The sequence below is a fragment of the Vibrio cholerae ATCC 14035 genome, from assembly GCF_000621645.1.
Taxonomy (GTDB): domain Bacteria; phylum Pseudomonadota; class Gammaproteobacteria; order Enterobacterales; family Vibrionaceae; genus Vibrio; species Vibrio cholerae.
The window spans coordinates 208,633-235,182 of the sequence record NZ_JHXR01000002.1 but is presented as its reverse complement, the minus strand read 5'-3'; the positions used below and the strand labels follow the sequence as shown (position 1 = coordinate 235,182).

General features: G+C 48.5%; 28 protein-coding genes. 12 read left to right on the top strand and 16 right to left on the bottom strand.

All coding sequences use genetic code 11. From position 1 onward, the window contains the following. Positions 1-107: 107 nt before the first annotated feature. A complete protein-coding gene (locus T411_RS0103005) occupies positions 108-2,099 on the bottom strand; it encodes a flavohemoglobin expression-modulating QEGLA motif protein (protein WP_001133571.1) in 1,992 nt (663 codons plus the stop codon). Between the two features lie 78 nt (positions 2,100-2,177). Then, positions 2,178-2,537: a MaoP family protein gene (locus tag T411_RS0103000; protein ID WP_001882815.1), complete on the bottom strand. Its 360-nt coding sequence runs from the start codon at positions 2,535-2,537 to the stop codon at positions 2,178-2,180. A gap of 150 nt (positions 2,538-2,687) precedes the next feature. Here T411_RS0103000 and T411_RS0102995 point away from each other — a divergent pair, with 150 nt between their 5' ends. Further along, complete coding sequence (locus T411_RS0102995) at positions 2,688-3,572, top strand: LysR family transcriptional regulator (RefSeq protein ID WP_000382702.1); 885 nt, start codon at positions 2,688-2,690, stop codon at positions 3,570-3,572. A 76-nt stretch (positions 3,573-3,648) separates the two neighbouring features. Here the strand turns inward: T411_RS0102995 and T411_RS0102990 are convergent, their stop codons facing one another. Continuing rightward, complete coding sequence (locus T411_RS0102990; RefSeq protein ID WP_001094294.1) at positions 3,649-4,092, bottom strand: DoxX family protein; 444 nt, start codon at positions 4,090-4,092, stop codon at positions 3,649-3,651. Between the two features lie 258 nt (positions 4,093-4,350). Here T411_RS0102990 and T411_RS0102985 point away from each other — a divergent pair, with 258 nt between their 5' ends. Genes T411_RS0102985 through T411_RS0102975 form a run of 3 tightly spaced genes read left to right on the top strand, consistent with a single transcriptional unit; the run spans position 4,351 to position 6,595 of the window. Then, on the top strand, positions 4,351-5,709 hold the full coding sequence (locus T411_RS0102985) for a DNA-3-methyladenine glycosylase 2 family protein (protein WP_000173609.1): 1,359 nt from the start codon (positions 4,351-4,353) through the stop codon (positions 5,707-5,709). Next, positions 5,710-6,183, top strand: coding sequence for a methylated-DNA--[protein]-cysteine S-methyltransferase (locus tag T411_RS0102980; protein ID WP_000017896.1), 474 nt, complete (start codon positions 5,710-5,712; stop codon positions 6,181-6,183). A gap of 10 nt (positions 6,184-6,193) precedes the next feature. After that, complete coding sequence (locus T411_RS0102975) at positions 6,194-6,595, top strand: hypothetical protein (protein WP_001099817.1); 402 nt, start codon at positions 6,194-6,196, stop codon at positions 6,593-6,595. Positions 6,596-6,660: 65 nt separating this feature from the next. Here the strand turns inward: T411_RS0102975 and nhaD are convergent, their stop codons facing one another. After that, on the bottom strand, positions 6,661-8,094 hold the full coding sequence (nhaD, locus tag T411_RS0102970; protein ID WP_000147723.1) for a sodium:proton antiporter NhaD: 1,434 nt from the start codon (positions 8,092-8,094) through the stop codon (positions 6,661-6,663). A gap of 391 nt (positions 8,095-8,485) precedes the next feature. Between nhaD and T411_RS0102965 the strand changes: the two genes are divergently transcribed. Both T411_RS0102965 and T411_RS0102960 read left to right on the top strand, forming a co-directional pair. After that, a complete protein-coding gene (locus T411_RS0102965) occupies positions 8,486-9,217 on the top strand; it encodes a nucleoside recognition domain-containing protein (RefSeq protein WP_000083620.1) in 732 nt (243 codons plus the stop codon). Continuing rightward, a complete protein-coding gene (locus tag T411_RS0102960) occupies positions 9,214-9,681 on the top strand; it encodes a YjiG family protein (protein ID WP_000073203.1) in 468 nt (155 codons plus the stop codon). The genes T411_RS0102965 and T411_RS0102960 overlap by 4 nt, the downstream gene beginning before the upstream one ends. A 213-nt stretch (positions 9,682-9,894) precedes the next feature. Here T411_RS0102960 and T411_RS0102955 read toward each other — a convergent pair whose 3' ends face one another. The 4 genes from T411_RS0102955 to ohr form a co-directional block, all read right to left on the bottom strand. After that, the gene (locus T411_RS0102955) at positions 9,895-10,512 is read right to left on the bottom strand and encodes a glutaredoxin domain-containing protein (RefSeq protein WP_000211007.1); all 618 of its coding nucleotides are present in this window, start codon (positions 10,510-10,512) and stop codon (positions 9,895-9,897) included. A 47-nt stretch (positions 10,513-10,559) separates the two neighbouring features. After that, positions 10,560-11,417, bottom strand: a complete 858-nt coding sequence (locus tag T411_RS0102950) for a DMT family transporter (RefSeq protein WP_001901693.1) — start codon at positions 11,415-11,417, stop codon at positions 10,560-10,562. Positions 11,418-11,616: 199 nt separating this feature from the next. Then, complete coding sequence (locus T411_RS0102945) at positions 11,617-12,612, bottom strand: anion-selective porin (protein WP_000708821.1); 996 nt, start codon at positions 12,610-12,612, stop codon at positions 11,617-11,619. 255 nt (positions 12,613-12,867) lie between these two features. Then, positions 12,868-13,290, bottom strand: coding sequence for an organic hydroperoxide reductase Ohr (ohr, locus tag T411_RS0102940; RefSeq protein WP_000104651.1), 423 nt, complete (start codon positions 13,288-13,290; stop codon positions 12,868-12,870). A 111-nt stretch (positions 13,291-13,401) separates the two neighbouring features. On the opposite strand from ohr, the gene ohrR reads away from it, so the two are divergent. Both ohrR and T411_RS0102930 read left to right on the top strand, forming a co-directional pair. After that, positions 13,402-13,860, top strand: coding sequence for a transcriptional regulator OhrR (gene ohrR, locus T411_RS0102935; protein ID WP_001139954.1), 459 nt, complete (start codon positions 13,402-13,404; stop codon positions 13,858-13,860). Between the two features lie 115 nt (positions 13,861-13,975). Beyond that, the gene (locus T411_RS0102930; RefSeq protein WP_000018313.1) at positions 13,976-14,590 is read left to right on the top strand and encodes a fumarylacetoacetate hydrolase family protein; all 615 of its coding nucleotides are present in this window, start codon (positions 13,976-13,978) and stop codon (positions 14,588-14,590) included. 51 nt (positions 14,591-14,641) lie between these two features. Here the strand turns inward: T411_RS0102930 and T411_RS0102925 are convergent, their stop codons facing one another. The 3 genes from T411_RS0102925 to T411_RS0102915 form a co-directional block, all read right to left on the bottom strand. Beyond that, positions 14,642-14,959, bottom strand: coding sequence for an AzlD domain-containing protein (locus T411_RS0102925; RefSeq protein ID WP_000605630.1), 318 nt, complete (start codon positions 14,957-14,959; stop codon positions 14,642-14,644). Continuing rightward, positions 14,956-15,675: an AzlC family ABC transporter permease gene (locus T411_RS0102920; RefSeq protein ID WP_001088317.1), complete on the bottom strand. Its 720-nt coding sequence runs from the start codon at positions 15,673-15,675 to the stop codon at positions 14,956-14,958. Before T411_RS0102920 ends, T411_RS0102925 begins: the two co-directional genes overlap by 4 nt. 151 nt (positions 15,676-15,826) lie before the next feature. Beyond that, on the bottom strand, positions 15,827-16,657 hold the full coding sequence (locus T411_RS0102915; protein WP_001283933.1) for a helix-turn-helix transcriptional regulator: 831 nt from the start codon (positions 16,655-16,657) through the stop codon (positions 15,827-15,829). A gap of 203 nt (positions 16,658-16,860) precedes the next feature. Here T411_RS0102915 and T411_RS0102910 point away from each other — a divergent pair, with 203 nt between their 5' ends. Next, on the top strand, positions 16,861-17,490 hold the full coding sequence (locus T411_RS0102910; protein ID WP_000568039.1) for a LysE family translocator: 630 nt from the start codon (positions 16,861-16,863) through the stop codon (positions 17,488-17,490). Between the two features lie 71 nt (positions 17,491-17,561). Here T411_RS0102910 and T411_RS0102905 read toward each other — a convergent pair whose 3' ends face one another. After that, entirely contained in the window at positions 17,562-18,137 is a 576-nt protein-coding gene (locus T411_RS0102905) for a TetR/AcrR family transcriptional regulator (RefSeq protein WP_001261551.1), read from the bottom strand. A 150-nt stretch (positions 18,138-18,287) separates the two neighbouring features. Here T411_RS0102905 and T411_RS0102900 point away from each other — a divergent pair, with 150 nt between their 5' ends. Then, entirely contained in the window at positions 18,288-19,331 is a 1,044-nt protein-coding gene (locus T411_RS0102900; protein ID WP_000129735.1) for an alkene reductase, read from the top strand. 87 nt (positions 19,332-19,418) lie between these two features. Here T411_RS0102900 and T411_RS0102895 read toward each other — a convergent pair whose 3' ends face one another. Together T411_RS0102895 and vcaM are read right to left on the bottom strand one after the other, a co-directional pair. Then, positions 19,419-20,123, bottom strand: coding sequence for a DUF445 domain-containing protein (locus T411_RS0102895; protein ID WP_001043276.1), 705 nt, complete (start codon positions 20,121-20,123; stop codon positions 19,419-19,421). A 151-nt stretch (positions 20,124-20,274) separates the two neighbouring features. Further along, the gene (gene vcaM / locus T411_RS0102890; protein ID WP_000475341.1) at positions 20,275-22,134 is read right to left on the bottom strand and encodes a multidrug efflux ABC transporter VcaM; all 1,860 of its coding nucleotides are present in this window, start codon (positions 22,132-22,134) and stop codon (positions 20,275-20,277) included. A gap of 371 nt (positions 22,135-22,505) precedes the next feature. Between vcaM and ctlX the strand changes: the two genes are divergently transcribed. Beyond that, positions 22,506-23,477 carry a citrulline utilization hydrolase CtlX gene (gene ctlX, locus T411_RS0102885; protein ID WP_001100619.1) on the top strand — a complete coding sequence of 324 codons (972 nt, stop codon included), beginning with the start codon at positions 22,506-22,508 and terminating at the stop codon, positions 23,475-23,477. Positions 23,478-23,597: 120 nt separating this feature from the next. Here the strand turns inward: ctlX and T411_RS0102880 are convergent, their stop codons facing one another. Together T411_RS0102880 and grxB are read right to left on the bottom strand one after the other, a co-directional pair. Continuing rightward, positions 23,598-24,701: an alkene reductase gene (locus T411_RS0102880; RefSeq protein ID WP_000088626.1), complete on the bottom strand. Its 1,104-nt coding sequence runs from the start codon at positions 24,699-24,701 to the stop codon at positions 23,598-23,600. A 9-nt stretch (positions 24,702-24,710) separates the two neighbouring features. Next, on the bottom strand, positions 24,711-25,367 hold the full coding sequence (gene grxB / locus T411_RS0102875; RefSeq protein ID WP_000780936.1) for a glutaredoxin 2: 657 nt from the start codon (positions 25,365-25,367) through the stop codon (positions 24,711-24,713). 120 nt (positions 25,368-25,487) lie between these two features. Between grxB and T411_RS0102870 the strand changes: the two genes are divergently transcribed. Next, complete coding sequence (locus tag T411_RS0102870; RefSeq protein ID WP_000357044.1) at positions 25,488-26,414, top strand: LysR family transcriptional regulator; 927 nt, start codon at positions 25,488-25,490, stop codon at positions 26,412-26,414. The last annotated feature ends 136 nt before the right edge of the window (positions 26,415-26,550 follow it).

Genomic DNA, 26,550 nt, shown 5'->3' with positions numbered 1-26,550 from the left:
GATGCTTTAAGTCATTTGGATATAGTGCTGATTCATCTCCCTAAAAAAGCCCTGAGCAGTGGCCTGCTTCAGGGCTTTGGGAGAAAGATCCTATTTTATCGAATGAGTTAGTGGCGTAGCGACTCAATCAAATATTTGAGGGTGGGCTCTGGCTCGCTGCCTAAATCATCGAAACGGAATCGGGGTTTAATCAGCCAACCGCGCTCGACCAGCTCATCAATTAAATCAAGATATTGATAGCTGCATTTCCCGACCAACAGATTATCTAAACTGCGCTTTTGTGCTTGCTGCAAGGTATTGATAAACCCTTCAAGATAAAGGTGATCTTTGGTGAAACCTCCGCCGCGATACACCCGTGTGGTGGTCACAAAGGCGCTTTCTCGATCGACACCATACTCTTCGGTTAAGTAGCTGAAGGTTTGGTAGAAATTGTGCTCTTTAAGCATGGAATCGACCGCCAACACTCGCGTTGCCAAGGTTTTGAGTCGCTCATGCGACATATAACCCGCTTTGTATTCCGCCAAAATGGCTAACCCTTCTTGTGACTCAGTTGCACCGGGTAAACCAATCGAAAACACGCGCAAAGGTTGCATACGGCCGTTAAAGGTGGTGGCGAGATGAACGCCAATTTCATGCTGAATTAGGCGCTGTATCTCTGCATGTGAGTACATCACCTTGCTATTGAGATATAAGGTTGGAGGCTTTTTGCCACTCACCATCGCCCGCGCTGCCAGTGATGCTGTGGGCGTAATATGGCAATGCATACCCCATTCCTGTGCTTTTTTCAGCATAATTTCAGCGGCTTGATCCGCGTTATACAACTCGCCTTTCTCTTCCGGTAACGTCTTGGCGTAGAGTAGAAATTTCGCGTTTTCTATCGCGGTACGATTCGGTCGGCCATAAAAACGCAGCGAGTTATACAGGAAGGATTCCTGACCTATGCTGGTGAGCAGATCGATTTTTTCGCTCAGTTTATCGACCATCGAGCCGTACAACTGTTTCAAATCAGGATCGGAAATGGTCTCGATTGGCAATTGATACAGTTGCTGTTTAAATTCATTGGCATTGATGGGTAACTGTTTGTAGCGAAACTCGGGTTTGTAGCGACTCGGTGCCGCTTCAAAACGCTTTTGCTCAATATTGATATTGGTTGGGTTGACGTATTTAAGTGTCTCAACTTTGCGCGTCAGTTTAGACAGCGCATCATCAATACTCAAAATCGCGGGTTCAATGGATGAACCAAGCATTTTTGCTTTGCTTATTCGGCGACGATTATGACGACGCTGAAAATAGGCACTGGTTTGGCTCAATGCACCTTTAAGGCCGCTACACAGCGCGTTTAACACCAAGGGATAGACAGTGCCAGTATCCTCCTCCATGAAGACTTTTTTTACTTCAGTGGGGAGTACTAACGTTCGGTCAAAATGAGCGTTGGTATGGGCAATTAAATAGCCACGGCCTTCAAATACCGCGTTGATTTCGGTGCTATTTTCGATGTGCGGTAGCTGAATTTTACTCAGTTCAGCACAGAAACGCTTCACCACGGAGCCCCAACGCTGCATGTCGATTTGTGCGGTACCCACGTTAAACACTGGAGTGGGTTTATCACCCAGCTGTTTATAGTTGTAAGCGTACATATCAAACACAATCACCATGCCATGCATCGCTTCAAGTTTGCGGATTAACGCCTCATAGAGTTGATAAAACTCGCTGTGCTTACGATGGCTCTCTGTACGCTGTTTATCGCTCAAAGGGCGATTCCAGGCAGATTTATAGCGGGTACTGAGGGTTTTCGCGCGGTTCAGATCGTACTCGAAGCGAGAATCGAGGCCACACAAAGTGATAGGCTGGGAGGCAATAAATTGATCGGTATAAGGTGCTTCTTCAAGATTACGTTCCGTTTTGCTCAGTTGGCACTGTTTGAGCAAATCTTCGCGTAAACGGCTTCCTGCATGGATAGCAGTACAAACCACAGGCAGATAGTCTTCTATCTTGATAAAACAGCCAGCGGATTCTAGCTCTCCGGCGAAAGGCTGCTCTCGCTGGATCAGCGATAACATCTCTTCAAGAGAATAAACGTTAGAAACTGGGTTGGGCATCTTTCCTCCCAAAGGACGCCAATCGTCGTCCATCCATGTCAGAGGGCTACAAATGATTTATGTAGCCCGAAGGAAAGATTAATCTTCCTCAGTCAAGCTTGGTTCGTCGTCGGTGTAATCTTCAACGCCATCAGGCTTGTTGCGGCCATTCAAGGTATGGAAACGCTTGCGGCCACGAGCCAGACGGGTGTATTTCAACCAAGCTTTCTCTAATTTGTTTTCTGCTAACTCTGGGTTTGCGAGCACTTTTAGAAAATGTTCTTCATCGGCATTTTCGGGCTGTAGCTCACCACTCTCCAAACCGAGCATAGTGTCGCCATACCGAGTTAGGATATCCTCTTCTGCTAGAGTAAAGTCTCCAGATTTAGCAAAGCCTCTTGGGAACTTCTTAGTATCGAAAAAACGTTTTTTTCCTTGACGAAATGCTGTCTCAGACATGTCAACCTCGTGTGAATATGTTCAACCACCTTGTAGCCGTGGGTCACGGCGAAAGTTAGGCGTAATCTTCGGAAAAGAAAAACAAAAATTTTTTATCGTCATAATACTTCTTACTTGTTAATCTTCACGGGTAACATCAGAGGAAACTATATGGACGTAAAAGTCTTTCGCACCTTTCTTGAACTGGCCAAAGTTCGCCATTTTGGTCGTGCTGCTGAAAATCTGTATTTGACGCAAGCGGCGGTGAGTGCGCGCATCAAGCAACTTGAAAATCATTTCGATGCTCAGTTGTTTACCCGTGACCGTAACAACATCAAATTGACCTCAGCAGGCGAGCGTTTGGTGGGGTATGCTGAGGTCATGGTTGCAACGCTGCAGCAGGCGAAATTTGAATTATCGCTTGAAAGCGGTAAGGCTTTGCAGCTCACATTAGGCGGTACGCCTAACATTTGGGATGCTTACTTACAGCACTGTTTAAGCCGCATCACCGATACATTTGAAGGCTATGGTTTTTTGGCGGAAGTGATGGGGCGAGAGCAACTCAATCGTGGTTTGCTAGAGCGCACTTTGGATATGGCTTTCGCTCTGGATCCGATCAAAGCCGAAGAATTGCAATGCAAAAAAGTGGCTGATTTGGTTCTCGTGTTGGTATCCACCAAGCCTGACGATGCCGATAGCGTGTTTGAAAATCGCTACGTTTATGTCGATTGGGGCGCACGTTTTGCTTCAGAGCATGCCGACCGCCACCCTAAAGCGCCAGCGCCTTTTTTAAGAACGTCGACGGCAAGAATTGCGTTAGATTTCATTTTGGAGAAAGGGGGCAGCGCTTACTTACCGCAAACCATGGTGCAACCCTTATTGGATGCAGGGCAATTACATCGTGTGTCCGAGGTGAATGATTGGCAGCGCCCACTTTATCTGAGCTATCGCAAAAACAGCTCTTCCATTGAGGCGATAGTGCAGGTGGAGAAGTTGATGAAAACGTTAGATCCTTTCAGTGTGGTGCGTACGGTGGGCAAAGTGGAAGCCGTGTGATTGATCACTGATTAAGTCTTAGGTACGAGAAAGGGGGAATCGCTTAACACGATTCCCCCTTTATGCTTGAAGTGACTTATGCCAGACGCTTTAGTAGCAGATTATCGAGGCTCAGACGACCTGCACCTGAAATCAGCAGTGAAACAGAGCCTGCCAACAGAGCCAAGCCAAACTCGTAACCGCCGTTGCTTAAGAATAAGCCGTGGCTAAAGTGCACGCTAAAAATCGCGACCAGCATGGTGACGGAGAGTACCAGTGCGGCAGGACGTGTCAGCAGACCTAGCAAAATGGCTAATCCGCCAAAAAACTCCCCACTTCCGGCCAGAAATGCCATCGCTACACCAGGCTCTAAGCCAATCGAAGCCATCCATTGACCTGTACCTTCAAGGCCGTAACCGCCGAACCAACCAAACAACTTTTGTGCACCGTGCGCCATAAAAATGATGGCTAGGGGAAGGCGCAGTGCTAGGGGGGCCCATGAATTTGGTGAAGTTAAAGCAGTTTTTAATAAAGTATTCATCAATAAATCCTCTCGGTTGACTCAGGCTATACGCTGATAGACTGGGTTGAAATTTTCGAACGACTCAAATGGTCTGTATGTTTGATGAAATGAAGTTTATGGGATGAGCCTTGCGCAGAGAATCCCATTAGGCTGATGCTCTTGTTCAAAATTATTGAAGAAACTTTTGCGGCTTAGTCTCTGCATTCCGTTCCGAAAATGGCTAGTCTAGACAGCGGAACTGGGTAGACTGAACAAAAAAGCGAGCAGGAGGCTTGGATGACATTGCTTAATGAATTATCCGCAGAGGTGTGCCAACGCGCTCGGATGAGCCGAGATCCACGGTTTGATGGGCGTTTTTTTGTTGCGGTTAAAACCACAGGGATTTTTTGCCGCCCGATTTGCCCAGCCAACCTACCGAAAGAAGAGAATGTTGAGTATTTTTCCTCGCAAGCGTTAGCGGTATCGGCGGGCTACCGACCTTGTTTGCGCTGCCGGCCTGAAAGCGCTCCCCATTCATGGGCGTGGAAAGGAGCCGAAACCTCATTTCTACGTGCCTTGACTCTGATTGAGCAGGGAGAGCTGGACGGCAGTTTAGAGACTTTAGCCTCACGCTTAGGTATCAGTGACCGTTATCTGCGCCAGCTTTTTCAGCGTCATTTAGGAATGCCGCCTAAACAATATGCGCAGATCCAGCAGCTCATGTTTGCCAAACAATTACTGCATACGAGCCAAATTTCGATTACCGAAGTGGCTTACGCCAGTGGATTTCAGAGCACCCGCCGTTTTAATGATGCGTTCCAAAAATTATTTCGGTTGACGCCGACCCAAGTTCGGCGAGAACGAGCCGCTCTTCCTTCTCGAAATCATCTGAGCTTAGCTTTTCGCGGCCCTTTTGACTGGGCGCATATGTTGGATTTTTATCGTCTGCGAGCGATTGAAGGCATGGAGCTGATCGATGAACAGAGCTATCAACGTCATTTTGTCCTTGGTGAAGGTACAGGATGGTTTAAGGCGAGCATGGCACAGTCGCACTTAGACATTGAGTTTGAGATGGAGCGTTTGAGTGATCTTCGCCACTTAGTCGCTCGGCTGCGACGAATGTTTGATCTCGATGCAGACCTGATCAGTATTGAGGCTCATTTAGAGCAGTTAGCTCCGGGATTGGTACGGCGCACCGGGATCCGTATCCCCGGGGTATGGAATGCATGGGAAGCGGGAGTGCGCGCAGTGCTCGGTCAACAAGTTTCAGTCAAAGCCGCAATTGGACAATTGAACTTGTTAGTCTCCACGCTGGCGGCTAGCGAAGGGTCAACACGTTATTTCCCAACCCCAGAACAAGTGCAAATGAGCGACTTAAGCTTTTTACGTATGCCGGAAAGGCGTAAGGAAACCTTAAAACGTTTGGCGGACTACGTCCGGTTGCATCCTATGGATTCGCCAATGGCATGGTTATCGCTAAGCGGGATTGGTCCTTGGACTGTCGATTACGCGCAATTGCGCGGTGAATCACGTAGCCACTGTTTTTTAACCGGAGATTTGATCGTGAAAAAAGCACTGGCGAAATTTCCTCAGTTAACTGCCGAATCGGTCGCCCCTTGGGGCAGTTATGCCACTTTTCATTGCTGGAGCCACTAAATGAGCCATTTTACTGACTACTCATCCCCCCTCGGGCCAATGACCTTACAAGCGAGCTCTCAAGGCTTATTAGGCGTATGGTTTGCTACCCAAACGACTCAACCTGAGCATTTGGGCGACTATGTGAAAGAATGTCCTATACTTAACAAAACGATACGCCAACTGGATGAGTATTTTTCAGGTCAGCGCACTCAATTCGAGCTACCGTTGGCCGCCAGCGGCACGGCATTTCAGCAGTCGGTTTGGCACGCACTATGCAAGATCCCTTATGGGGAAATATGGAGCTATCAACAACTGGCAGAAGCAATAGGCAACCCTAAGGCAGTAAGAGCCGTTGGACTCGCGAATGGCAAGAACCCGATTTCGATCATTGTGCCCTGCCATCGAGTCGTTGGAAAAAATGGCCAACTGACCGGATATGCGGGTGGTTTAGAACGTAAAGCCTTCCTGCTGGAGTTGGAGAAACGAAGATAAGGAAAAGATTATGAACGTGGCCAACTTGAAACCCATCATTCTCATCTTGAGCGTATTGCTATTAAGCGGCTGTTTTCAAGAGGAGCTGGAAAACTTTGTGAATCGCGAAACCTTGTCCTTTAATGGCCTGTATGATAATCCGCACAACAAAGATGTGTTGGAGTTTAGGCAGGGCGTCGTGTACATGCATTCGGCGCAGCAAAAATGGGAGCGCCCATTTAGCGTTGATGGCAAAACATTACGGATCCAGATCCGTAATAACTCCAAAGAAAAACGTGATGATTTGGTCATGACCATTCATGGACAAGGTGAAGTCCTCACTTGCAGCGCTTGTGCCATGTTCCACCTCAGTAATAACTGGGTCAAACTGAACGCAGAACCGCAAAATGCGTCAGCCAGCAACACTCAATGAGTCAAACGTAGAGAGGTGGTTTCTTTGGAACCATTTGACGCGGGTAGCAGCTTCAATCAGACATGTTATGTGAATGATTGATGATTGAGCAGCAAATGCAACACGATACTGACCACATAACCAAGCAGAATGACGGGAGTCCATTTCAAGTGGCTCAAGAACGTGTATTTGCCATGAGCCGCGCCCATGAGCGCCACACCTGCTGCAGAGCCAATCGATAGCAAACTGCCGCCGACTCCTGCGGTGAGAGTGACCAGTAGCCAGTTGCCGAGAGACATTTCGGGCTGCATCGACAGTACAGCAAACATGACAGGAATGTTATCGACCACCGAAGAAAGCAGCCCAACCAGTACGTTAGCCCAGATGGGGTTCCATTCGGTATAGAGGATTTCCGACACTAAACCTAGATAGCCGAGTAAGCTCAAGCCTCCGACACACATCACGACCCCATAGAAAAACAGTAAAGTGTCCCATTCGGCGTGAGAAATGCTGCGAAAGACATCAAAAGGCACCACGGAACCAATACGTTTAAGTGCGGCTTCATCATTCTTCGCCATGGCAATCGCCGTTTTCTTAGCCAGTGATCTTGCCAGCGTTTTACGTAGGAAATAGCCAAAAAACTGCAAATAGGCGAGTCCCATCATCATGCCGATCACTGGCGGGAAGTGGAAAAATGCATGGAAACCGATGGCCGAGAGGATGGTAAAGAGAAACAGAACGACGATGCGTTTGGCTCCGCGTTTAAGCTCGACCACTTCTTGGATGCTGGAAGGCGTTTGATGCGGGACAAAGAGCGACATGACCAAGGCAGGCACCAAATAGTTGGCTAAGGATGGGAGAAACAGATCCATAAACTCAAGGAAGCTAACATGCCCAGCCTGCCACACCATAAGAGTGGTGATATCGCCAAAGGGACTGAAGGCTCCTCCCGCGTTGGCAGCAATCACGATATTAATGCAAGCTAAACTGACGAATTTAGGGTTTTCACCACCGACTTTCATGACCACGGCACACATCAATAACGCCGTGGTGAGGTTATCGGCAATCGGGGAAATGAAAAACGCCAACCAACCCGTTATCCAAAATAGAGTGTGAAAATTAAAGCCTCTGTTGATCATCCACGCTTTGAGTGCATCAAACAGACGCCGCTCTTCCATCGCACTGATGTAGGTCATGGCGACCAATAAAAACAGCAGCAGCTCTGCGTATTCAAGCAAATTGTGTTCTAAGGCCTGACGAGCTACCTCGGTCGAGCCTGTTTGTTGGTAAACATAGCCAATCATGGCCCAAATCAGCCCAGCAGCCAGCAAGACCGGTTTCGATTTACGTAGTTGCAAATACTCTTCCAGCATGACCAAGGTATAAGCGATGGCGAAAATGAGGAGTGCGGCATAGCCGATCGTCGAATGGGTGAAATCTAAAGCTTGTCCATCTGGGGTAGACGCTAAACTGAGTGGTGAAAAAAGCGTAAGAGAAAGTAGTGCGATCCGGCCCGTCATAACAAAACTCCTGTTGATATCCCCTTCTCTTGAAGATCGGCTTCAAGTTTTAAGGTGTGATGGGAGAAAGTCCTGAGAAAGAGTAGACCTATGCGGAATTTGAAGTTGTGACTTAGCTTAGAAATGGTTGTTTATTCATCATTTTTTAGAAAGGTGCGATTTGCTTAACATTAGAAAAGGGTTTTATTCCATCGGTGGCGTGAAGTGGTTTGTTGTGGCTTTAGGCTGAAATAAATTAATTGATCATGCTTTCTCGTATTGTTTTAACAAAATAAAATTTTATTTTTCATTGTGAGATGAGTTTCATCGACTCATTGACCTCGATCATTATCTCTAGCACGCAATCCGTGCACCATGACGCCCAATCTGTTCCAACTTTATAGAGGTAATTATGAGTCAATCGACAGCGCAGGAGCGAAAAGTGACTTGGGGATGCTACATTGCGTTAGCCTTCGCCGTAGTCTTTTTTTCTGGCTTGCTGCAATCCAACCAGTGGTATGGAGTATTTGATTTCACCACGTTAAACGGTGCCTTTGGCAAGGTTGCTTACAACGTCAGTGAAACGGCCGACGGCCTGCAAGTGGCAACCACTTCTTTGCGTGGTCAAGGTGGTAGTGGTGCGCGTGATGGTTTTCTTTTCGCACTGACCTTAATTCCAACCGTGATGTTTGCATTAGGCATGATCAATGTGCTGGAACATTACGGTGCGCTCGATGCGGCACGTAAGCTACTGACTCCTCTACTTCGTCCAATCATGGGCGTTCCGGGTAATTCAGGTTTAGGGCTGATTGCTTCTTTGCAAAGTGCTGATGCGGGTGCGGCGATGACTCGTCAGCTCAAAGATGAAGGGCATATGACTAAGCGTGAAGCGGATGTGTTTACCATGTTCCAATTCTCTGCAGGTGCCACCATAGTTAACTTTTTCTCATCGGGTGCGGTGCTGTTTACGCTCACGTTAGCGGATGGTTCCGCGGCCGTCACTTCTTCTATCGGTCTTGCGGTTGGTGTGATGTTTATTTTCAAAATTGTCGGTGCCAACCTGTTCCGTCTCTATCTAAATCTGACGGAAGGCAAAGAAGAATCATCTAACCCAGAGACTCAACTAGAGGAAGCGACCCGATGAGTAACGTCAATATGAAAAAGCCAATGGTGACGGATATTTTTGTCGAAGGGGCGAAGAAAGGCTGGGTAATTGCGACGACGTCTACTGTACCCAATGTATTGATGGCGTTTGTGATCATCAAAGCGTTGCAAATTACTGGCGCGTTAGATCTGATGGGGACAGTATTTTCTCCTGTGATGGCGGTCTTTGGATTGCCGGGTGAAGCGGCTGCGGTGTTGATTGGTGCATGGATGTCGATGGGCGGCGCTGTGGGTGTGGTGATCACCTTGTTTGACCAAGGGATTTTGAACGGTACGCACATCGCGATTTTGGCTCCCGCTATCTATTTGATGGGTTCACAAGTGCAATACATCGGCCGTATTCTTGGCCCGATTGGTACTGAAGGGCGCTACATCCCAGTGATGATTGGTATTTCAGTATTGAACGCATTTGGTGCGATGTGGGTGATGAACCTGTTTTTATAATCAGCTATACCCTTCCTACTTTAAGCTGCAGCGGTGTTGGCTACGTTCGTTCACCCCAATCACATAGTGTATCTATGCTCATGGGGATGAACTCACTTGCCGCCTACCTGCAACTCCAAGTAGTTTGGGTATAATCTCCTCGCTAAAATAGAAAAGGCCTCGTACTGTGCGAGGCCTTTTTTGCTGATCTTGGCGATGCTCAAACAATTTGAATTACGGAGCTACACGCGTAGTTTCGATTTCTACCACGTTATTAGGTAGCGCATGCGGGTTATTTTGCAGCCATTTTTCCAACGCATCACAGCCCCCAATATACTGACCATTTAACCAGATCTGCGGTACCGTGACGGGTGTTTTTTCTCCGATGATCGCTTTGACTTCTGGGATCATTCGGTATAGCGCAGCACTCTCTTTCACTACATCGTGGTAGCGATAGTCGATTCCTGCAGTATCAAGCAACTGCTTGGCTTTCACGCAGTAAGGGCAGGTGGCTTTGCCAAACACAATATTGCCTTGTAACGTGTCTTGTTTAGTCCACTCTTTGATGATGGATTGCACCAATACACCGCGGTTGAGGGCTTCTCCTTGGCTGATCACTTTGCCTGCTACGACCACAATCGGCGCATGCCATGCACCAAGCTTTAAAGGTTCCCACCAGTAGCTAAGCCAATCTTTCACCTCTAATTCAATCGGCACGCCAGCCAATTCATTGGCAAAGGTATCGGCCAAAATATCTTTGGTGAGTGTACATTCTCCGCAAGGAATGTTGACTTTAAAAGGGCCAAAATGGCCTGCCCAACGGTAGAGAGTGACTTTGATCGGTGTTGTCATCAAGTGGTTCCTTATACGCATCTTTCTGTTAAAAGATAGGAAAGGTTTTAGGCGATGTTTCTTTCACGCCGTGATTTTTTTGTTTCCCATTGAGTAATGAACGCGACAGATAACACGATAATTGCTGCGCCTAGCCAGAGTCTGCCCGGTGGTACCCAACCAAACACTAACCAGCCAGCCAGCACGTTTAAGGGAAGCTTGGCGTGATCAAACGGCTGGACAAAGGAAGCATCTGCTACCGCATACGCTTTGGCTATCGCCCATTGAGCAAGCGCTGTCATTACCCCAGCACCAATCAGTAGCAGCCATACGGTTTGTCCGTTTGGCATCTGCCAATCGGGTAGCGCCAGCAATAAGTTAAACGGGGTGATCAGCAGCAGTAAATAGACCACCATGGTGGACGGCGAGTCGTGAGAGGAGAGTTTTTTCACCATCAAGGAGTAACTCGCCCAGAAAAAGGCTGCGCCGACAGGGAGCAATGAAGCGAGATTAAAATCATCCGCCCAAGGCTCGAGGATGATCATCGCACCGATAAATCCGGTGAGGGTAGCTACCCAGCGCGCCATGCCCACTTTTTCGCGTAGCCATAGGCCAGAGCCAATGGTGGCAAAAAGGGGAGAAGTCATCAGTAGCGCAATACCTTGCCAAATCGGCACCGGATACGCGAGAGCCCACAACCAGAGCTGAATGCCAATCACGGCCAGAAAGACGCGCAGGAGATGCCAGCCAAACTGCTGAGTCCGCAGCGACTGACGAATGCCCAAGGTTTTGAGATAAGGCAGGATAACCACAATCGCAATCGCGTACTGCACTAAGGCAACGGTGGTGGAAGGAAGGCCAAATTGAATGCTGGCGTATTGTGCGACGCTATTGACGATGGCGAACGCGAGGCCAGCCGTCAGCATCCAAAGCGCACCTTGCAATGGGTGATGTTTAATGCTCATGAATCAAAGAGGTAGTCAAAAAGTGGGCTGAATCATACGTGGTAATAGTGAGAAAACCAATCGCTGTGGTTGCTCATGACGTTCGAAATTCTGCAACAAAAAAGGCCAAGCAATCGCTTGGCCAAAGAAGGACAATATTCAGGAGTTTAAGGCAGTGTGATTAAAAATCGTAACGTAGACCTAGGCGGATGGTGTCTTCGACTTTGTAGCCTGCGTCTTTGTCATCCAGTCCGTTCGCTTTGTAAGCGAGGTAAGAGCGGAAGTTTTTCGTGAAATCGTAGCGACCAGTGAGTTCAAAGAAATCCGCTTTGTCTTTAGTGACATTCTTGGTCTCTTCTTCTTGGTTTTGGTAAGCCGCGATCAGGCGAAATTCTTTGGTGATTTTGTACTGTGCAGAGACTTCGATACCGGTAAATTCCGTGTCTGCTTTGTCATCTTTATCACCCGTGGTGTAAGTGGCCCCGAAGTAGAGGTCACCCATGGTGTAACCCAAACCCGCAATGATTTGATCCGCTGAACCTTTATCTGTACCCAGATCATTCGCGGCATAACCTAAACCGATATCCAAACCAAATGGCGCTGAGTAGATGCCTGACAGGCCATAGCCATCAGCATTTTTCTGATCATCAGCAATGTAGCTTGCTTTTAGCTTGAAGCTTTCGAAGTCATAACCATACGCGATAGTGTTGTTGATCTGCTCGTTACCTGCACTGACGAAGGCTTTTTGATCGCCAGTAAAGGTACCGATATCAGACATGTCAGAAATTTGCACGCCAGCGGTGTTTTGGCGGCCAAAGGAGAGGCTACCAAAATCGCCTTTCATACCCACGTACATATAACGTTGTTTGAACGTCGTTTCTTGCTCTGTTGACGTTCCTGCGGACGATTTTACGCCTTGCTCTGCTTCCCAGAAGCCAAAGCCTTTCATGCCAGCACCAATGTCGGTTTCACCTGCCACATTCAAACGCACACGGCTCTTGTTGAGCATTGTGCCTTCAATTTCTTCGCCCTTATCGTTGCCATTGAAATCACCACGGAACTCCAGACGACCCCCCACTTTGAGTGAAGTGCCTTCTGCATCATAAACGGTTGCGGCTAAGGTTGAGCCAGATACCACTGCGGAAAGAACTGCTACTGCGATTGCTGCTTTTTTCATTTTTCTACCCTATTAGTTTGATTGGGCTTTACTGCCCGACTTGTGATGCCGCTAAGGTACTGATTGAAAATGAATAATGCGTTTCTATTTGGTGACGTTTTGATTGAATTTTTATGGCGCGGGGATGGCAGAGATAAGGAAAAATGATGACAGGCCTTAATCACACGGCGGAGCACGTACCTCCTGTTGAGCTTTCAAGTATGCTCTCTAGAGTGAAAAAAGCGCTTCGCCGTGGTGAGTGATGAGGAATCGAAATTACAGGGCTAAGCCATTGACGCTGACTTGCACATCAATGTTGCCACGCACCGCATTGGAGTAAGGACAGACTTGATGGGCAACGGTCACCAACTGTCTGGCTTGTTCATCTTCTAAAGCGATGTGTGCGGCGAGGGCGACACTTAGCGCAAAGCCGCCTTGACCGTTGGGTCCGATACCGACAGTGGCGGTCACAGGCGCTTCTTTTAAGGCGACTTTTGCTTCACGAGCGACGTGCAGAATCGCGTTCGAAAAGCAAGCAGCATAGCCGACTGCAAACAGTTGCTCTGGGTTGGTTGCCGTACCGCTTCCACCCATCTCTTTTGGGTAGCTGAGATTGAGCTCAAGCAGTTTGTCTTCGGTGCTGACTACTCCATTGCGTCCTGCAGAAGCGGTCGCGGAAGTTTGATAAATCGTACTCATGTTTTTATTCCTCAATTTAAGTTGTGTGCAATTTAATTGCTTGCAATCTTATATCGAGTCTTTTGTTGTTTGCAAGTATATTGTGTGCAATTTATTTTTTGAGGATACATCATGCCTTCTCCACAAGTGAGCTGCCAAACGCCGACTCATGATCCATTACTTCTGGAAAATCAGGTCTGTTTTCCACTCTACAGTGCATCGAATGCGGTGATCCGTGCTTATCGTCCGCTGCTTGAACAACTGGATATCACTTATTCGCAATATCTGGTGCTGCTGGTGCTGTGGCAGCAAAACGGGATAAATGTGAAAGATCTCGGTATTAAGCTGCATTTGGATTCCGGCACGTTGACTCCACTACTGAAAAGATTGGAAGCGAAAGGAATTGTGGAACGGCGACGCAGCAGCAGTGATGAACGAGTTCGTGAGCTATTTTTGACGCCAGCGGGTTTTGCGTTGCAAGAACAGGCTCGTTCAGTACCGAATGAAATGCTGTGTAAATTTGATCTCAGCTTAGAGGAGCTGATTAGCCTAAAAACGCTGTGCGAGAAAATTCTCCATACTCTCGACTGAGTTTGGCAATGAATGGGCTGAAGTACGCATTTTCCATCATTGTGTGATTGATTTCTGAGTAGTTTATCAGCGGTTAGTTTAGAATCGCGGCTTTGTGTCTGGTCAAGGAAGAGAGATGAGTCATATCCAATTTGCCAACCGAAACCTATCTGTCGGTAAAGTGCTGTGTGTCGGGCGTAACTATGTTGAGCATATTCAGGAACTGCACAATAGCATTCCAGAACAGATGGTGCTGTTTCATAAGCCTTCATCAGCGGTTACATCGCAGCTGCGCGCCTTCCATCAAGAGCCTTTGCATTATGAAGCAGAGATCTGTTTTCTGGTCGAAAAGGGACAATATGTCGCGGTGGGAATTGGCCTAGATTTGACCAAGCGCCAAATGCAGAGTTATCTCAAGTCCAAAGGCTTGCCTTGGGAGCGCGCTAAAGCGTTTGATGGCGCAGCCGTATTGAGCCGATTTGTTGCGCTTGACGGGTTGGATGCCGACGATCTCAATTTGGAACTGCTGATCAACAGTGTGCGGGTGCAAAAAGGCCATGTCAGCCAAATGCTTTACTCGCCTCAAGCGGTATTGCAAGAGCTCAAAAGCTATCTGACTTTGGAAGATGGTGATGTGGTGATGACTGGTACACCACAAGGCGTTGGAGAAGTACATCAAGGCGACCGTTTTGTGGGCCGCCTGAAATGTGGTGAACAGACCTTGATTGAAGTGGAATGGTTGGCTGAATAACCGAACTTTCACCCTCTCTCCCAACATACACTAAGCCCGTTTCTTACGGGCTTAGGCCAATACCACCAGCTTGAGCAGTAAGAAACTCCCCATCCCCACGACGGTCGTCAGCAGGACATTTTTGCTTAACCAAGCCAGTAAACCGGAAAGCAGTGCGGCGAGAAGATAGGGGTTGTGCCACTCTAGCCACAAGGTTTTTTCTGGCATAAACACAATTGGCGCCCAAATCGCGGTGAGCACCGCAGGCCCAGAGTAGCTAAGTAAGCGTTGCAACGTGGGGCTCAAACGCAGTGGCAGCTTAGGTTCAAGAAACAGATAACGGCTGAGAAATACCAGTGCCGTCATCGCGAATATCGAAAGCATGATCATGGGCGAGCTCCTAATAAACGTTCAGTACCGTAGCCGGCGAGCATGGCGCCAATACTGGCGAACATTAGGCTGCCTTCAATCCCCATCACGGTGAGTAATACTGATAACACCAAGGCGGTCAGTACCGAAATCAGCACAGGCCAGCTTTTGATATTCGGGATCACAATCGCGATGAAAGTGGCGGCGACCGCGAATTCCAGTCCCCACTGATTGAGATCGGGCAGATAGCTGCCTGCGACAATGCCGACCAAGCTGGCTAAATTCCAAATCAGATAAAAACTCAGCCCTGCGCCTAACGCATACCAGCGATTAAACTGCTTGTCAGACTGCGCGCCGCAAATCGCAAACAGCTCATCGGTGAGCAAAAAGCCCAGTGTCAGCCGCCAGCGCAAGGGTAATGGGCTGATTTTGCTGCGCATTGATACGCTGTACAGAAAATGGCGTGAGGTAATAAAAAAAGTGGCTATCAACAAACTCAGTAACCCCGCCCCCGTTTTAAACATACCAATGGCGACCAGTTGCGCTGCACCAGCATACAGCACGGCGGATAGGGCTTGGCTTTCGACTACCGACAACCCCGCTTCAATCGCAAACGATCCTGCTAATAAACCCCAAGGTAACACCGCAATGCTTAACGGCAGCATAGCGACTGTGCCCTGCCAAAACAGCCGGGTGGGGGTAGGTGAATCATCAATGGTTAACACTTGGCTATTCATACTCTTTCCAATTTATAGAAGAAAACCTTATACCCTTCCTACCTGAAACTCCAAGAGGTTTGGGTATCGTCTGGGTTATCAGAACACAGGGATAAGCCGATAAGCTTGGATAATCTTGCGCGGTAGCGTTCAGGTGACGAGTGCTAATTATCTAAGGTCTTGCGTACTGTTTTGGAGTGATGCCGAGCGCTTTTTTAAAGTGGCGATGCAGATGGCTTTGATCGTGAAAGCCACACTCTTGCGCGGTTTCTGAGATACTCACGCCTTGCTTTAACAGGGTTTTCGCGAGGCGCAAGCGGGCTTGGATTTGATAAGCGTGGGGTGGTAAACCAAACTGTTTTTGAAACGTCCGCACCAGATGAAAAGGACTTAATCCCGCCAGTTGTGCCAGTTCTTCGAGTGAAACATCGGCCTGCGGAAAGTCATCCAGAAACTCTTTAACTAGCAACAATGGCCGCAGTGCAGATAGCGGTTGATCGGTTTTTGGCGCAGTGCGGCCGTGGCGCGTCATCAACTTGACTAAGCTGGCGTAAATCAGGGTTTCACGTAGCAAGCGGTTAGTCGATTTCTCAAGGGTTTCAAACACTAAGCGCAGTTGGCTCGCGAGCTCGGGATCATACACCACCGCTTGTGGAAAATAAGGCGCTCCGGTATTGGCGCCAATCTCTTTGGCAACCGTGGCAAACTGCTCGGGCAGCGGGTACATGGCTTTGTACGCCCAACCACCTTCGACGGCGGAGTGTCCGGTATGCACTTCATCGGCGTTGACCAAAATAATGCTGTCTTGCGGCGCAATATGGTTGCCGCCGGTGCGGTAGAAAGATTGTGCACCGCGCTCAATCACACCCACGGTATACCCTTCATGGCTGTGGCGAGAAAAATTCTGCGTTTCGTATTGCGCATCAAGCAGCTCAAGGCCGCCAAATTCTTCGGCAATCTGAAATTTTGCTTGTTCTTTAATTTTGCCTGCTGAGTCGCTCATCACGCTTCCTTGTGCTTTTCCCTAATGAGTCTACTGCAAAGTACTGGAAAGTTTTTGTACAAAATTGCGCTTCTGTACTAATCGAAATCCACACTATTTTATCTCTGGCTAGAAATGAGTTTATTTGGATTATCTTTCATATGGAAATGGCGGTATGTCTCCTATAAAATCCGCCGCTTTCCAGCTTTAACAAGATTTTCAACATGATTGATGTTTCGGTATTACCGGTTTATCTCACCGCGGTATTGGCGCTGTTGCTGATCCCAGGGCCAGATATGCTGCTGATTGCGAGCTCTAGTATGAGCTACGGACGCCGAGTCGGTTTGTTTGCCAGCTTGGGCAATGCCACATCAGGGATGATTTTAACCTTACTCGCGGCGCTCGGGGTTTCCGCACTGATTGCGATGAACCCGTTGGCGCTCAATGTGCTGCATTTGTTGGGGGGAGCATACCTGCTCAAAATGGCGTGGGATTGCCTACGCGCCGATGCAGCGCAAGCGCCCACCTTGGATGAGGCACAAGCGGTAGCAAAAACCTTTTACCAACGCGCTTTAGTGAGCAATTTGCTGAACCCCAAAGCCTTGGTGTTCTTTGTGCTGTTTTTGCCGCAGTTTGTTTCAACCAATATCGCAGCCAGCTCCGCCGAACAGATGTTCGCGCTGGGTATGGTGCTGAATGTGTGCGGCTTGCTGTTTAATCTGCTGCTAGTGGCTTTGATTGGTGTGTTTGGTCGCTCGCTAGTCGATAATCAGCGTTTTCGCACTTACCAGCACAAAGTGATGGGCGCGGTGTTTTTGCTGCTAGCGCTCTGGATGCTCAGCGATTTTGTGTGATATCGCCAAAAAAGTGAAAAGCCACAGACCGCATCTGTGGCTTTTTTGTAGGAATTACCAACACTGGCGGATCAGCGAATCGCGTCCAACAGTTTATCGGCGAGCTTTTTGAGTAAGCCCTTTTCCGGCCGAGTGTGGGCAAACGAGCGCAAACCATAAATGCCCATCACCAAATATTCGGTGAGTAGCACGCAGTCACTGTCTGGGTTTATCTCGCCGCGCTGCTGTGCTTCTTGTAATTGCGCAAGCATGCCTTGCTTCCAAGTACCGACGGTTGCACGGATCAGCGTTTCGACTTCTTCATCCTGACAAGAGAGTTCATTGAGCGCTTTTTGCAGCAAGCAATCTTTGATCTCATCGCGTTCACACTCATCCACCACCATCGCCATGTACTGCTCTAATCCCGCTAAGATGGTGGGATGTGCGGCGAAAATCGCATTAAATTCCGAGACGCGTTGTTTGGTGTATTGCTCAAGGGCGGCAATCAGCAAACCGCGCTTATTTTCAAACGCGCAGTAAATCGAGCCGGGGTGTAAACCGGTCACGCGTTTTAAATCTTGCATACTGGTTTTGTTGAATCCTTTGGACATAAATTCATCCATCGCGGATCGCAACACCTGCTCTCGGTCAAATTCAGCTACTCGCACAACACACTCTCTTCATCGAACATGGCGCGATTCTAGCGCTAAACCGAGTCGATGACAAAGTATCTTGAACGTTCATTCAAAAAAAGTTCTTGAACGATTGTTCAAGAATGATCTAGCATAAGCGCAACAGACAACCACAGGACAACTCAAATGACCGATATTCTTTTTCAGCCATACGCGCTCAATGATGTGATTACTTTAAACAACCGAATTGCGATGGCGCCACTGACGCGCTGCATGGCTGATGATGATTTGGTGCCGACCGATGCCATGGTGGCGTATTACGCACGCCGTGCCGATGCTGGGCTGATCATTTCCGAAGCCACCATTATTCGCCCCGATGCTCAAGGCTACCCGAACACTCCGGGGCTGTTTACGCAGGCGCAAATTACCGGTTGGAAAAAAGTAACGGATGCCGTGCATGCTAATGGCGGTAAGATTTTCGCTCAGTTATGGCATACCGGACGCGTGGCTCACCCTGCCTTTTTTGCGGGTGAATACGTTCTAGCGCCTTCAGCTCTCGGTGTAGAAGGCAGCGTGCCACGCCGCCGCGAATTGCAGTACACAGTGCCGAAAGCGGCGAGCCAAGCGGAGATCAAGCAACTGGTGGCCGATTACGCACAAGCGGCGGAAAATGCACGCTTGGCGGGTTTTGATGGCGTCGAGATTCATGGCGCGAACGGCTATCTCATCGACCAGTTCCTGCATTTTGATTCGAACCAACGCAGCGATGAGTACGGTGAAACGCCGGCCAATATGGCGCGTTTTGCTTTGGAAGTGGTGGATGCGGTGATCGCACGTATTGGCGCAGAGCGCACCGCGCTGCGTATGTCTCCGGGGGCGTATTTCAACATCAAAGCTGACCCGCGTGATCGTGAAGTGTTTGATTATTTACTGCCTGAGTTGGAAAAACGCAATTTGGCCTATCTGCATGAAGGGATGTTTGATGACAGCGTGACCTTTGATTTCTTAGGTGGTCGAGTGTCGACTTACTTGCGTCATCACTACTCAAAAACGCTGATGGGTGTCGGTGGTTTTAGCGCAGAAACGGGTGCTACTGCGATTGAAAATAATGAGTTTGATCTGCTCGCGATTGGTCGTCCATTTATCGCTAACCCAGATTACATCGCCCGTGTTCAAAAGGGTGAAGAGCTAAAAGCGTACCAAGATTCGATGTTAACGGAGCTTTACTAACTCGGTGTTTTTCCTTTATTGATAAAATCAGCCCCATTATTGGGGCTGATTTTTTTTAGGTTTACAGTGCAGATGTTTAAACCAAAGTTAAACCAAAGCCGCGGAAACAAGGCCAATCACGCCACCAAACACGCCGCCCCAAATCACCAGCCAGCCTAGATGCTCTTTGATCATCTTCTGCACGATCTCTTTGACCAGTTGCGGAGTCAGCTCATTTAAGCGCTGATCTATGATGCCTTCGATATTGGCTTTGATTTCATCCAGCATCGCGGGGGATTCCAATTGCCCCTTTAGGGCTTCACGTACCGACTCGCTTTGGCTCATCTCGACAAGCGCCGTTTGCATCTTCTCCACAAAGGGTTGTTTCAGTGGCTCAAGCGCTGTCGCGCCGCCAAACATCGCCAGCATGCCACCGAAGGAGGATTGGCTTATCACTTCGACGAGCGAATCAAAGGTCGGGTTGAAATCGACTTTGGCGATCACCGGTTGCAAATCAAGGTTCAGCGCGCCATTCATCTCTTTGTTGAGAAAGCGGTCGATATTGGCATCGGTAAAAAACTGCTCCATCATCAGATTTTTGATGGCGGCTTTGAAATCTTCAAAACGTGCGGGAATCACGCCGGAGCCATACAGTCCAGGCACTTTTTCAAACAGCATATGGATGGCGAGCCAGTTGGTGATCGCGCCAGAAAAGGCAAACAGCCCCGCGTAAAAGGCATAGTGGTTTGGCAGAAAATAGCCGACACCCATCAGTGCCAGCGCCACTACATTGGTAATAAGGCTTTTATTCATAGTGTTCTCTAAGTTACTCAAAGTCTCACCTTGGCATAACGGCCAAGTGCTTCTCGGTTAATGCATGGAAAAAGTAGCGAAATTCTAAGTCAAAAGCCCAGAAAGAGGAAAGCCCGCGAATGGTCGCGGGCTTATTCAGTGTTGATTGGAATTATGCCAGTATGGCTTCTTCTACTTCGTCTTCATCACAGCCGATAAAGCCACCGGTTTGATGCGCCCACAGGTGAGCATAAATGCCGTTTTGCGCAATCAACTCTTGGTGCGAGCCTTGCTCAACAATTTGGCCTTTATCGAGCACGATCAGGCGATCCATCGCCGCGATGGTCGACAGACGGTGGGCAATCGCAATCACGGTTTTGCCCTGCATCAGCTCATTGAGGCTCTCTTGAATCGCGGCTTCCACTTCGGAATCGAGTGCGGAAGTCGCTTCATCCAGCACCAACAGTGGCGCATCTTTGAGTAGTACGCGAGAGATCGCAATTCGCTGACGTTGTCCACCAGAGAGTTTGACGCCACGTTCACCGACCTGTGCGTCGTAACCGCTGTTGCCATGCGGATCGGTCAAACCGAGGATGAACTCATGGGCGTGGGCTTGCGCTGTCGCTTTCAAAAGCTGCTCCTCGGTGGCGTTCGGATTGCCATACAAAATGTTGTCGCGAATGGAGCGGTGCAGCAGTGACGTATCTTGTGTCACCATGCCGATTTTGCTGCGCAGCGATTCTTGGGTCACTTCCGAAATGGGTTGACCATCAATTAAAATCCGGCCGCTTTCCACATCATGAAAACGCAGTAATAGGTTCACCAAGGTCGATTTACCGGCTCCCGAACGCCCCACTAAACCGACTTTTTCACCCGGTTTAATGTTGAGATTGAGATGGTTGATCACGCTTTTGTTTTCACCGTAGTGGAAGCTCACATCATCAAACGTAATGCCACCATGCTTAACCACCAAGGGTTTCGCGTCAGGTTTGTCGGTGACGGTGATGGGTTTGCCAAGCATGGTCATGCCATCGACAACGGTACCGATGTTTTCAAACAGGGCGCTGACTTCCCACATGATCCACTTAGACATGCCGTTGATACACAAGGATAAACTGACCGCAACCGCAATGGCACCGACGCTGATGGCGCTGGTGGTCCAGAGATAAATCGATAGGGCAGCAATGGTAAACACCAATAAGTAGTTGGCCATTTCTACCCAAATATTAAAGCCAGTCACCAAACGCATTTGGCGATGGACGGTGCCCAGAAAATCTTGCATGCCTTCTTCGGCGTATTGCGTTTCACGTTGACTGTGCGAAAACAGCTTTACAGTCATAATGTTAGTGTAGCTATCGACGATACGGCCGCTCATTAGTGAGCGGGCATCGGCTTGCTCGGAAGCCACTTTTTTCAGCTTAGGCACGTAATACATTTGCACCGTAACGTAAATCGCCAGCCAAATCAGCATCGGGATCATTAAGCGCCAATCGGCCTGCGCCAAAATCACTACAATCGCGGTGAAATAAACCATCACATACACAAACACATCGAGACTTTTCATCACGGTTTCACGTACCGCGAGCGCCGTTTGCATCACTTTGGTTGAGATGCGCCCTGCAAATTCGTCTTGATAAAACGACACGCTTTGCTTGAGCAGATAGCGGTGCGCCAACCAACGGATCGACATCGGGTAGTTACCGAGCAAAGATTGGTGGATCAGCAGTGAATAGAAGGCGATCAGTAGCGGCATACCGACCAATACCAATAAGCCTAACCCAATCAAAGTGCTCTGGTTCTCGACTAAAAAGGTGTCTGGCGAGCTGGTGGAAAGCCAGTCTACCAGTTGGCCCATAAAGCCAAACAGAGAGACCTCGATAATCGCGATCGCCGTACTGAGTAACGCCATCACGATCAATGGTTTTTCAAAACCGTGAGTGTAGTGGCGACAAAAAGCCCACAAAGTGTTGGGTGGGCGTTGGGGTTCACCTTTGGGAAAAGGGTCAGTGAAACCTTCAAATAGCTTAAACATGAACAAGATCCTTGCTGTGATAGGGCGGCAGTGAGGGAGAGAGCACGCGTGCGAGCGTCCGCCAAAATGTGATTTTCTGTTAAAACGGAAGCAGTATAACGTTATCCATTGGTGACTTGAAGTTATACCCTTGCGAGTTGAAGCTACCACACCACGTCGTTTGGTTTCGGTTGTGCGAGCCAATCCGCTTGGCGTGTTATTTCTAAGCGAATCCAGCCGATGTCGCCCATAACGCCAGCAAATTTGACTGTGATTAACCATTTTTTCAGTAAAAAGATAAAATTTATCGATTGAAATTCATCAAAATCAGCAAATCTTTAGTTAACATTCTGTTTACACTTTTGGGGTGAAATCGGTGATGAGTGCCTATTATGAATGTTCATCTACAACCCAATATGTTGATTCCGCGCTCTGCTGCGCAAACGGCTCGCGCTGTCGTTATGGTGCCGCCAAAAGAGTTCGGCTTTAATGCGCAAACTGCGCAAGATAATGCCTTTCAAAACCCGTTGGCACTCAGCGCTGAAACCATTTTGCAGCGCGCTATGAGCGAGTTTAACGCCATGGTAAACGGTCTTCGCCAAGCGGGCGTTGACGTTGTGATCTTTGATTACCCCATAGGCCAAGGTGAAACACCGGATGCGGTGTTCCCGAATAACTGGTTCAGTACCACTGAGGCGGGCGAGCTGTTTTTGTTTCCAATGGCGTGTGCGAATCGACGTTTGGAAGTGCGCCCCGAAGCCTTGATTCAGACCTTGCAACAACAGGGTTTTGTGGTGAAAGAGCAACACTCTTTGCTGGCGTTTATTGAGCAGCAAGCGTTTTTGGAAAGTACTGGCGTGATGGTGATGGATCACCCCAATCGCACCATTTATGCGGGACTTTCACAGCGCTGTGATCGTGAAGTGTTGGAAGTGTATGCCGAACAGATCGGCTATTCGCGTGTAGTGTCGTTCCAAACTCGATTGCCCTCTGGCTCGCCGATTTATCACACCAATGTGATGATGGCGATAGGCGAGCATTTCTGCGTGATTTGCGATGAAGCTATCCCCGAATATGAGCGCCGATTTGTCGTAAAGTCGCTGGCTAAAGATAAACAGGTAATTTCGATTTCGATTGAGCAGATGAACCACTTCTGCGGCAATATCCTGCAACTCGAAACCGCTGACGGCCAGAAAGTGATCGCGATGTCGCAATCGGCTTATGAAGCTTTTACATCCGCTCAACTCAATCAACTTGCCACTCACGGTAAGTTGCTGCCTTTCGCCGTACCGACTATAGAAACCATCGGCGGTGGCAGTGTGCGCTGTATGTTGGCTGAGTTGTTCTTGCCAAAACAAGCGTAAGGTTAATCAGCAAAACAAAGGGAGATGAGGGACTCTCCCTTTAAAGTATCCCTGCGTCACTTTACTTCGCTAGGCCAAATAGCGGCGTAAAGTGACGAGGATTGAGCAAATCCGATCGGGCTAGATTGGCTGTTCAGGGATTCTGGGGTAATCGGTATAGCCTTGCTCACCGCCACCAAACAGGGTTTTACCATCCAGTTGCGCCAGCGGTTGCTGGTGCTTGAGGCGAGAAACCAGATCGGGGTTGGCGACAAAAGGACGCCCGAATGCGACTAAATCGGCATAGCTTTTTTGTAGCACCTCTTCCGCGCGCTCAAGGGTGTAGCGACCAGCGACAATAATCGCGTTAGTGAAATGCTCGCGTAGTTCAATGCGAAAGCTTTCTGGAATGGTAGGAGCATCATCCCAATCCGCTTCTGATAAGTGCAGATACGCAATATCTCGTTCTTGCAACTGCTTCGATGCCTCCAAAATTGTTGGCACTATGTCGGGGCAGTCCATGTCTTTGAAAGTAATAAACGGCGCTAAGCGAACGCCTACTCGGCTGGCACCAATCGCTTGACTGACCGCATCCACCACTTCGAGCAAAAATCGCATCCGATTTTCCCGACTCCCTCCATAACTATCGGTACGATGATTCGAGTTGGTACGCAAAAACTGATCGATGAGATAACCATTCCCACCGTGGATTTCTACACCATCAAATCCTGCTTCAATGGCACATTTCGCCGCCTGAGCGAAGTCGTTCACCACACGATCGATATCGGCTTGAGTCATAGCGCGGGGTTCAACGCAATCCACCATCTGGCCATTACCTTGTTCATCGGCGATCCAAACTTGAGTTTCAACCGGTTTGAGGGCTGACGGGGCAATCGGCAACTGCCCTTTTTGAAAAACAGGGTGGGAAACACGCCCGACATGCCAAAGTTGGCAAAACATCGCTGCACCTTGTTGTTTGACCGCTTGAGTTACGCTTTTCCAACCTGAAACTTGCTCATCGGTATAAACGCCGGGAGTGAATGAATAGCCTTGCGCATCATCGGAGATCTGGGTCGCTTCGGAAATGATTAACCCTGCACTGGCGCGCTGTTGGTAATAGGTTGCCATCATTGGATTGGGAATATTCCCCGGTTGGCTACTGCGTGCACGAGTCATCGGTGCCATCACCACACGGTTTTGCAGCGTGAGTTGTTTTAAATCGGTTGGTTCAAATAATCTGCTCATTTTGCCTCCTTATTTCTGCGATGTGATTTGCAACGGTTCTTGCAACAAGCGGACTTGGGTTTTCTGGCTGACCGATACCATCCAATCTCTGACTTCGCTGTCCCATTGGATCTCAGGCGCGCTGAAAAACCCTCGTAGGATTGAGAAAATGATCGCTTCATCAATAAGAGCAACGTGCTGATAGGAATGAAGTTTTAGCAGCGGTTTAACCGCATCAATACTGGCTTGCACTTGCAGGGCAATTTGCGGCGTGTCTTTCAGTAGGGATTCAAAATGAAGTTCAGTGGTCTCTTTTTTTACACGCCATGCTTGTTGAGCGGATGCGGTTTTAAACTCAGGTAAATTCATGTTCGACCAGCGTGGATAGCCGATTTTTTGCAAAGGCAAGAATGCGCTGCGCTGCCAATCCAACGTGGCTTGTGCAGGTTGTGCGGTTTCACTTGAGTTCACCGATTCGAGCAAGAATTGAATGATGTCGAGACTTTCTGCCAGTGCTTCGCCACTTTCTTTGATCAGCAAAGGCACTTGTTTGCTACCAATGAGCTCATTGGTGGTTTGATCGTCGTCGTAATCAAGGGTGATCACATCAAGTGGAATGTTCAACATACCTGCCACGTAGCGCACGCGTGCACTGAAAGGACAGTGTTCATAAATATAGAGTTTCATGGTGATTTCCTAATCCAGTTGAGATTGAGGCAGTATATTTCTCATATAAAAATTGATAATTGGCGAGAAACTGAATTGATTGTTCGGTTATATTGAATAATCAGAGTTTAGGGAGGTGTTATGGATAAGTTTGCAGATATGGTGTTATTTGCCAGCATAGTCAAAAACCAAGGTTTGGCGGCCGCTGGCCGAGAGTTGAGTTTATCGCCCGCAACAGTAACGGCAAGGCTACAAGCGCTGGAAGATCGCTATGGAGTCAAATTGCTCAATCGCAGCACTCGCCATCTCTCCTTAACCGAATCTGGCGTTTTGTATCATCAAGCTTGCCTTGAGATTCTGAATAGCGTGCGCGAGACAGAAAATTTGCTGCAAACAGGCAGCAAAGAAGTCCGGGGAACGCTAAAAGTCTCTGCTCCGCGTGACATCGGGAAGCAACATATCGCTCCGATTCTTGCCGCTTTCACTGAGCAATATCCGGAAGTGGTGCCCTATCTCTACCTCAATGACAACATCTCGAATTTGGCGGAATCAGGTTTGGGTGTGGTGATCCGCTACGGTGAACTGGCCGACAGCAGTCTAATTTCACGCAAGCTGGCGCCGAGTCGCCGAGTGTTGTGCGCTTCTCCGGCTTATTTAGCGCGTAAAGGCACACCGAAAACTCCACAAGATCTCGTTCAACACGACTGTTTGGCCATGGTTCGCAGCAATGAAGAGATGAAAACCTGGCACTTCCAAGAGAATGAGCAGCACAAGGTGATCACGATAGTACCCAAGAGTTTTGCGGATGATGGGGAAGTGATTCGCCAGTGGGCTTTAGCGGGAATGGGGATCGCGTTGAAATCGATCCTCGATGTGCAGGACGATCTCAATCAGCAGCGGTTGGTCACTGTTCTCGATGGTTACATGAAGAATTTTAACGCCTCCACTTCTGCTTCAGGGGCGGATTTGAATGTGCTTTATCTCAGCCGCCAATACCAGCCCAAACGCCTGCGATTGTTTATCGACTTTTTGATTGAGCAGTGTGCGTTGCGCTTAGGAAACCAATAGTAGTGAGATCCGTAAAAAGAGAGAAGAAAATCTAAAGGTTCTGTTGATGCCTAGGTTACAGTGAAAAGAGCCATATCTTGTAAATCGGCTTGTGATAAAGTCCACGCCTGCGATAATTCGCCCCACATTGTTTTTT

Excerpts from the sequence above, each read along its gene's own strand:
- ohrR (WP_001139954.1), top strand. The coding sequence starts at position 13,402 with ATGCCTTCTCCACAAGTGAGCTGCCAAACGCCGACTCATGATCCATTA.
- T411_RS0103005 (WP_001133571.1), bottom strand. The coding sequence starts at position 2,099 with ATGCCCAACCCAGTTTCTAACGTTTATTCTCTTGAAGAGATGTTATCG.
- vcaM (WP_000475341.1), bottom strand. The coding sequence starts at position 22,134 with ATGTTTAAGCTATTTGAAGGTTTCACTGACCCTTTTCCCAAAGGTGAA.
- T411_RS0103000 (WP_001882815.1), bottom strand. The coding sequence starts at position 2,537 with ATGTCTGAGACAGCATTTCGTCAAGGAAAAAAACGTTTTTTCGATACT.
- T411_RS0102930 (WP_000018313.1), top strand. The coding sequence starts at position 13,976 with ATGAGTCATATCCAATTTGCCAACCGAAACCTATCTGTCGGTAAAGTG.
- T411_RS0102990 (WP_001094294.1), bottom strand. The coding sequence starts at position 4,092 with ATGAATACTTTATTAAAAACTGCTTTAACTTCACCAAATTCATGGGCC.
- T411_RS0102995 (WP_000382702.1), top strand. The coding sequence starts at position 2,688 with ATGGACGTAAAAGTCTTTCGCACCTTTCTTGAACTGGCCAAAGTTCGC.
- nhaD (WP_000147723.1), bottom strand. The coding sequence starts at position 8,094 with ATGACGGGCCGGATCGCACTACTTTCTCTTACGCTTTTTTCACCACTC.
- ctlX (WP_001100619.1), top strand. The coding sequence starts at position 22,506 with ATGAATGTTCATCTACAACCCAATATGTTGATTCCGCGCTCTGCTGCG.
- T411_RS0102980 (WP_000017896.1), top strand. The coding sequence starts at position 5,710 with ATGAGCCATTTTACTGACTACTCATCCCCCCTCGGGCCAATGACCTTA.
- T411_RS0102900 (WP_000129735.1), top strand. The coding sequence starts at position 18,288 with ATGACCGATATTCTTTTTCAGCCATACGCGCTCAATGATGTGATTACT.
- T411_RS0102960 (WP_000073203.1), top strand. The coding sequence starts at position 9,214 with ATGAGTAACGTCAATATGAAAAAGCCAATGGTGACGGATATTTTTGTC.
- T411_RS0102910 (WP_000568039.1), top strand. The coding sequence starts at position 16,861 with ATGATTGATGTTTCGGTATTACCGGTTTATCTCACCGCGGTATTGGCG.
- T411_RS0102985 (WP_000173609.1), top strand. The coding sequence starts at position 4,351 with ATGACATTGCTTAATGAATTATCCGCAGAGGTGTGCCAACGCGCTCGG.
- T411_RS0102920 (WP_001088317.1), bottom strand. The coding sequence starts at position 15,675 with ATGAATAGCCAAGTGTTAACCATTGATGATTCACCTACCCCCACCCGG.
- T411_RS0102945 (WP_000708821.1), bottom strand. The coding sequence starts at position 12,612 with ATGAAAAAAGCAGCAATCGCAGTAGCAGTTCTTTCCGCAGTGGTATCT.
- grxB (WP_000780936.1), bottom strand. The coding sequence starts at position 25,367 with ATGAAACTCTATATTTATGAACACTGTCCTTTCAGTGCACGCGTGCGC.
- T411_RS0102975 (WP_001099817.1), top strand. The coding sequence starts at position 6,194 with ATGAACGTGGCCAACTTGAAACCCATCATTCTCATCTTGAGCGTATTG.
- T411_RS0102950 (WP_001901693.1), bottom strand. The coding sequence starts at position 11,417 with ATGCTGACGGCTGGCCTCGCGTTCGCCATCGTCAATAGCGTCGCACAA.
- T411_RS0102870 (WP_000357044.1), top strand. The coding sequence starts at position 25,488 with ATGGATAAGTTTGCAGATATGGTGTTATTTGCCAGCATAGTCAAAAAC.
- T411_RS0102955 (WP_000211007.1), bottom strand. The coding sequence starts at position 10,512 with ATGACAACACCGATCAAAGTCACTCTCTACCGTTGGGCAGGCCATTTT.
- ohr (WP_000104651.1), bottom strand. The coding sequence starts at position 13,290 with ATGAGTACGATTTATCAAACTTCCGCGACCGCTTCTGCAGGACGCAAT.
- T411_RS0102925 (WP_000605630.1), bottom strand. The coding sequence starts at position 14,959 with ATGATCATGCTTTCGATATTCGCGATGACGGCACTGGTATTTCTCAGC.
- T411_RS0102880 (WP_000088626.1), bottom strand. The coding sequence starts at position 24,701 with ATGAGCAGATTATTTGAACCAACCGATTTAAAACAACTCACGCTGCAA.
- T411_RS0102915 (WP_001283933.1), bottom strand. The coding sequence starts at position 16,657 with ATGAGCGACTCAGCAGGCAAAATTAAAGAACAAGCAAAATTTCAGATT.
- T411_RS0102895 (WP_001043276.1), bottom strand. The coding sequence starts at position 20,123 with ATGAATAAAAGCCTTATTACCAATGTAGTGGCGCTGGCACTGATGGGT.
- T411_RS0102965 (WP_000083620.1), top strand. The coding sequence starts at position 8,486 with ATGAGTCAATCGACAGCGCAGGAGCGAAAAGTGACTTGGGGATGCTAC.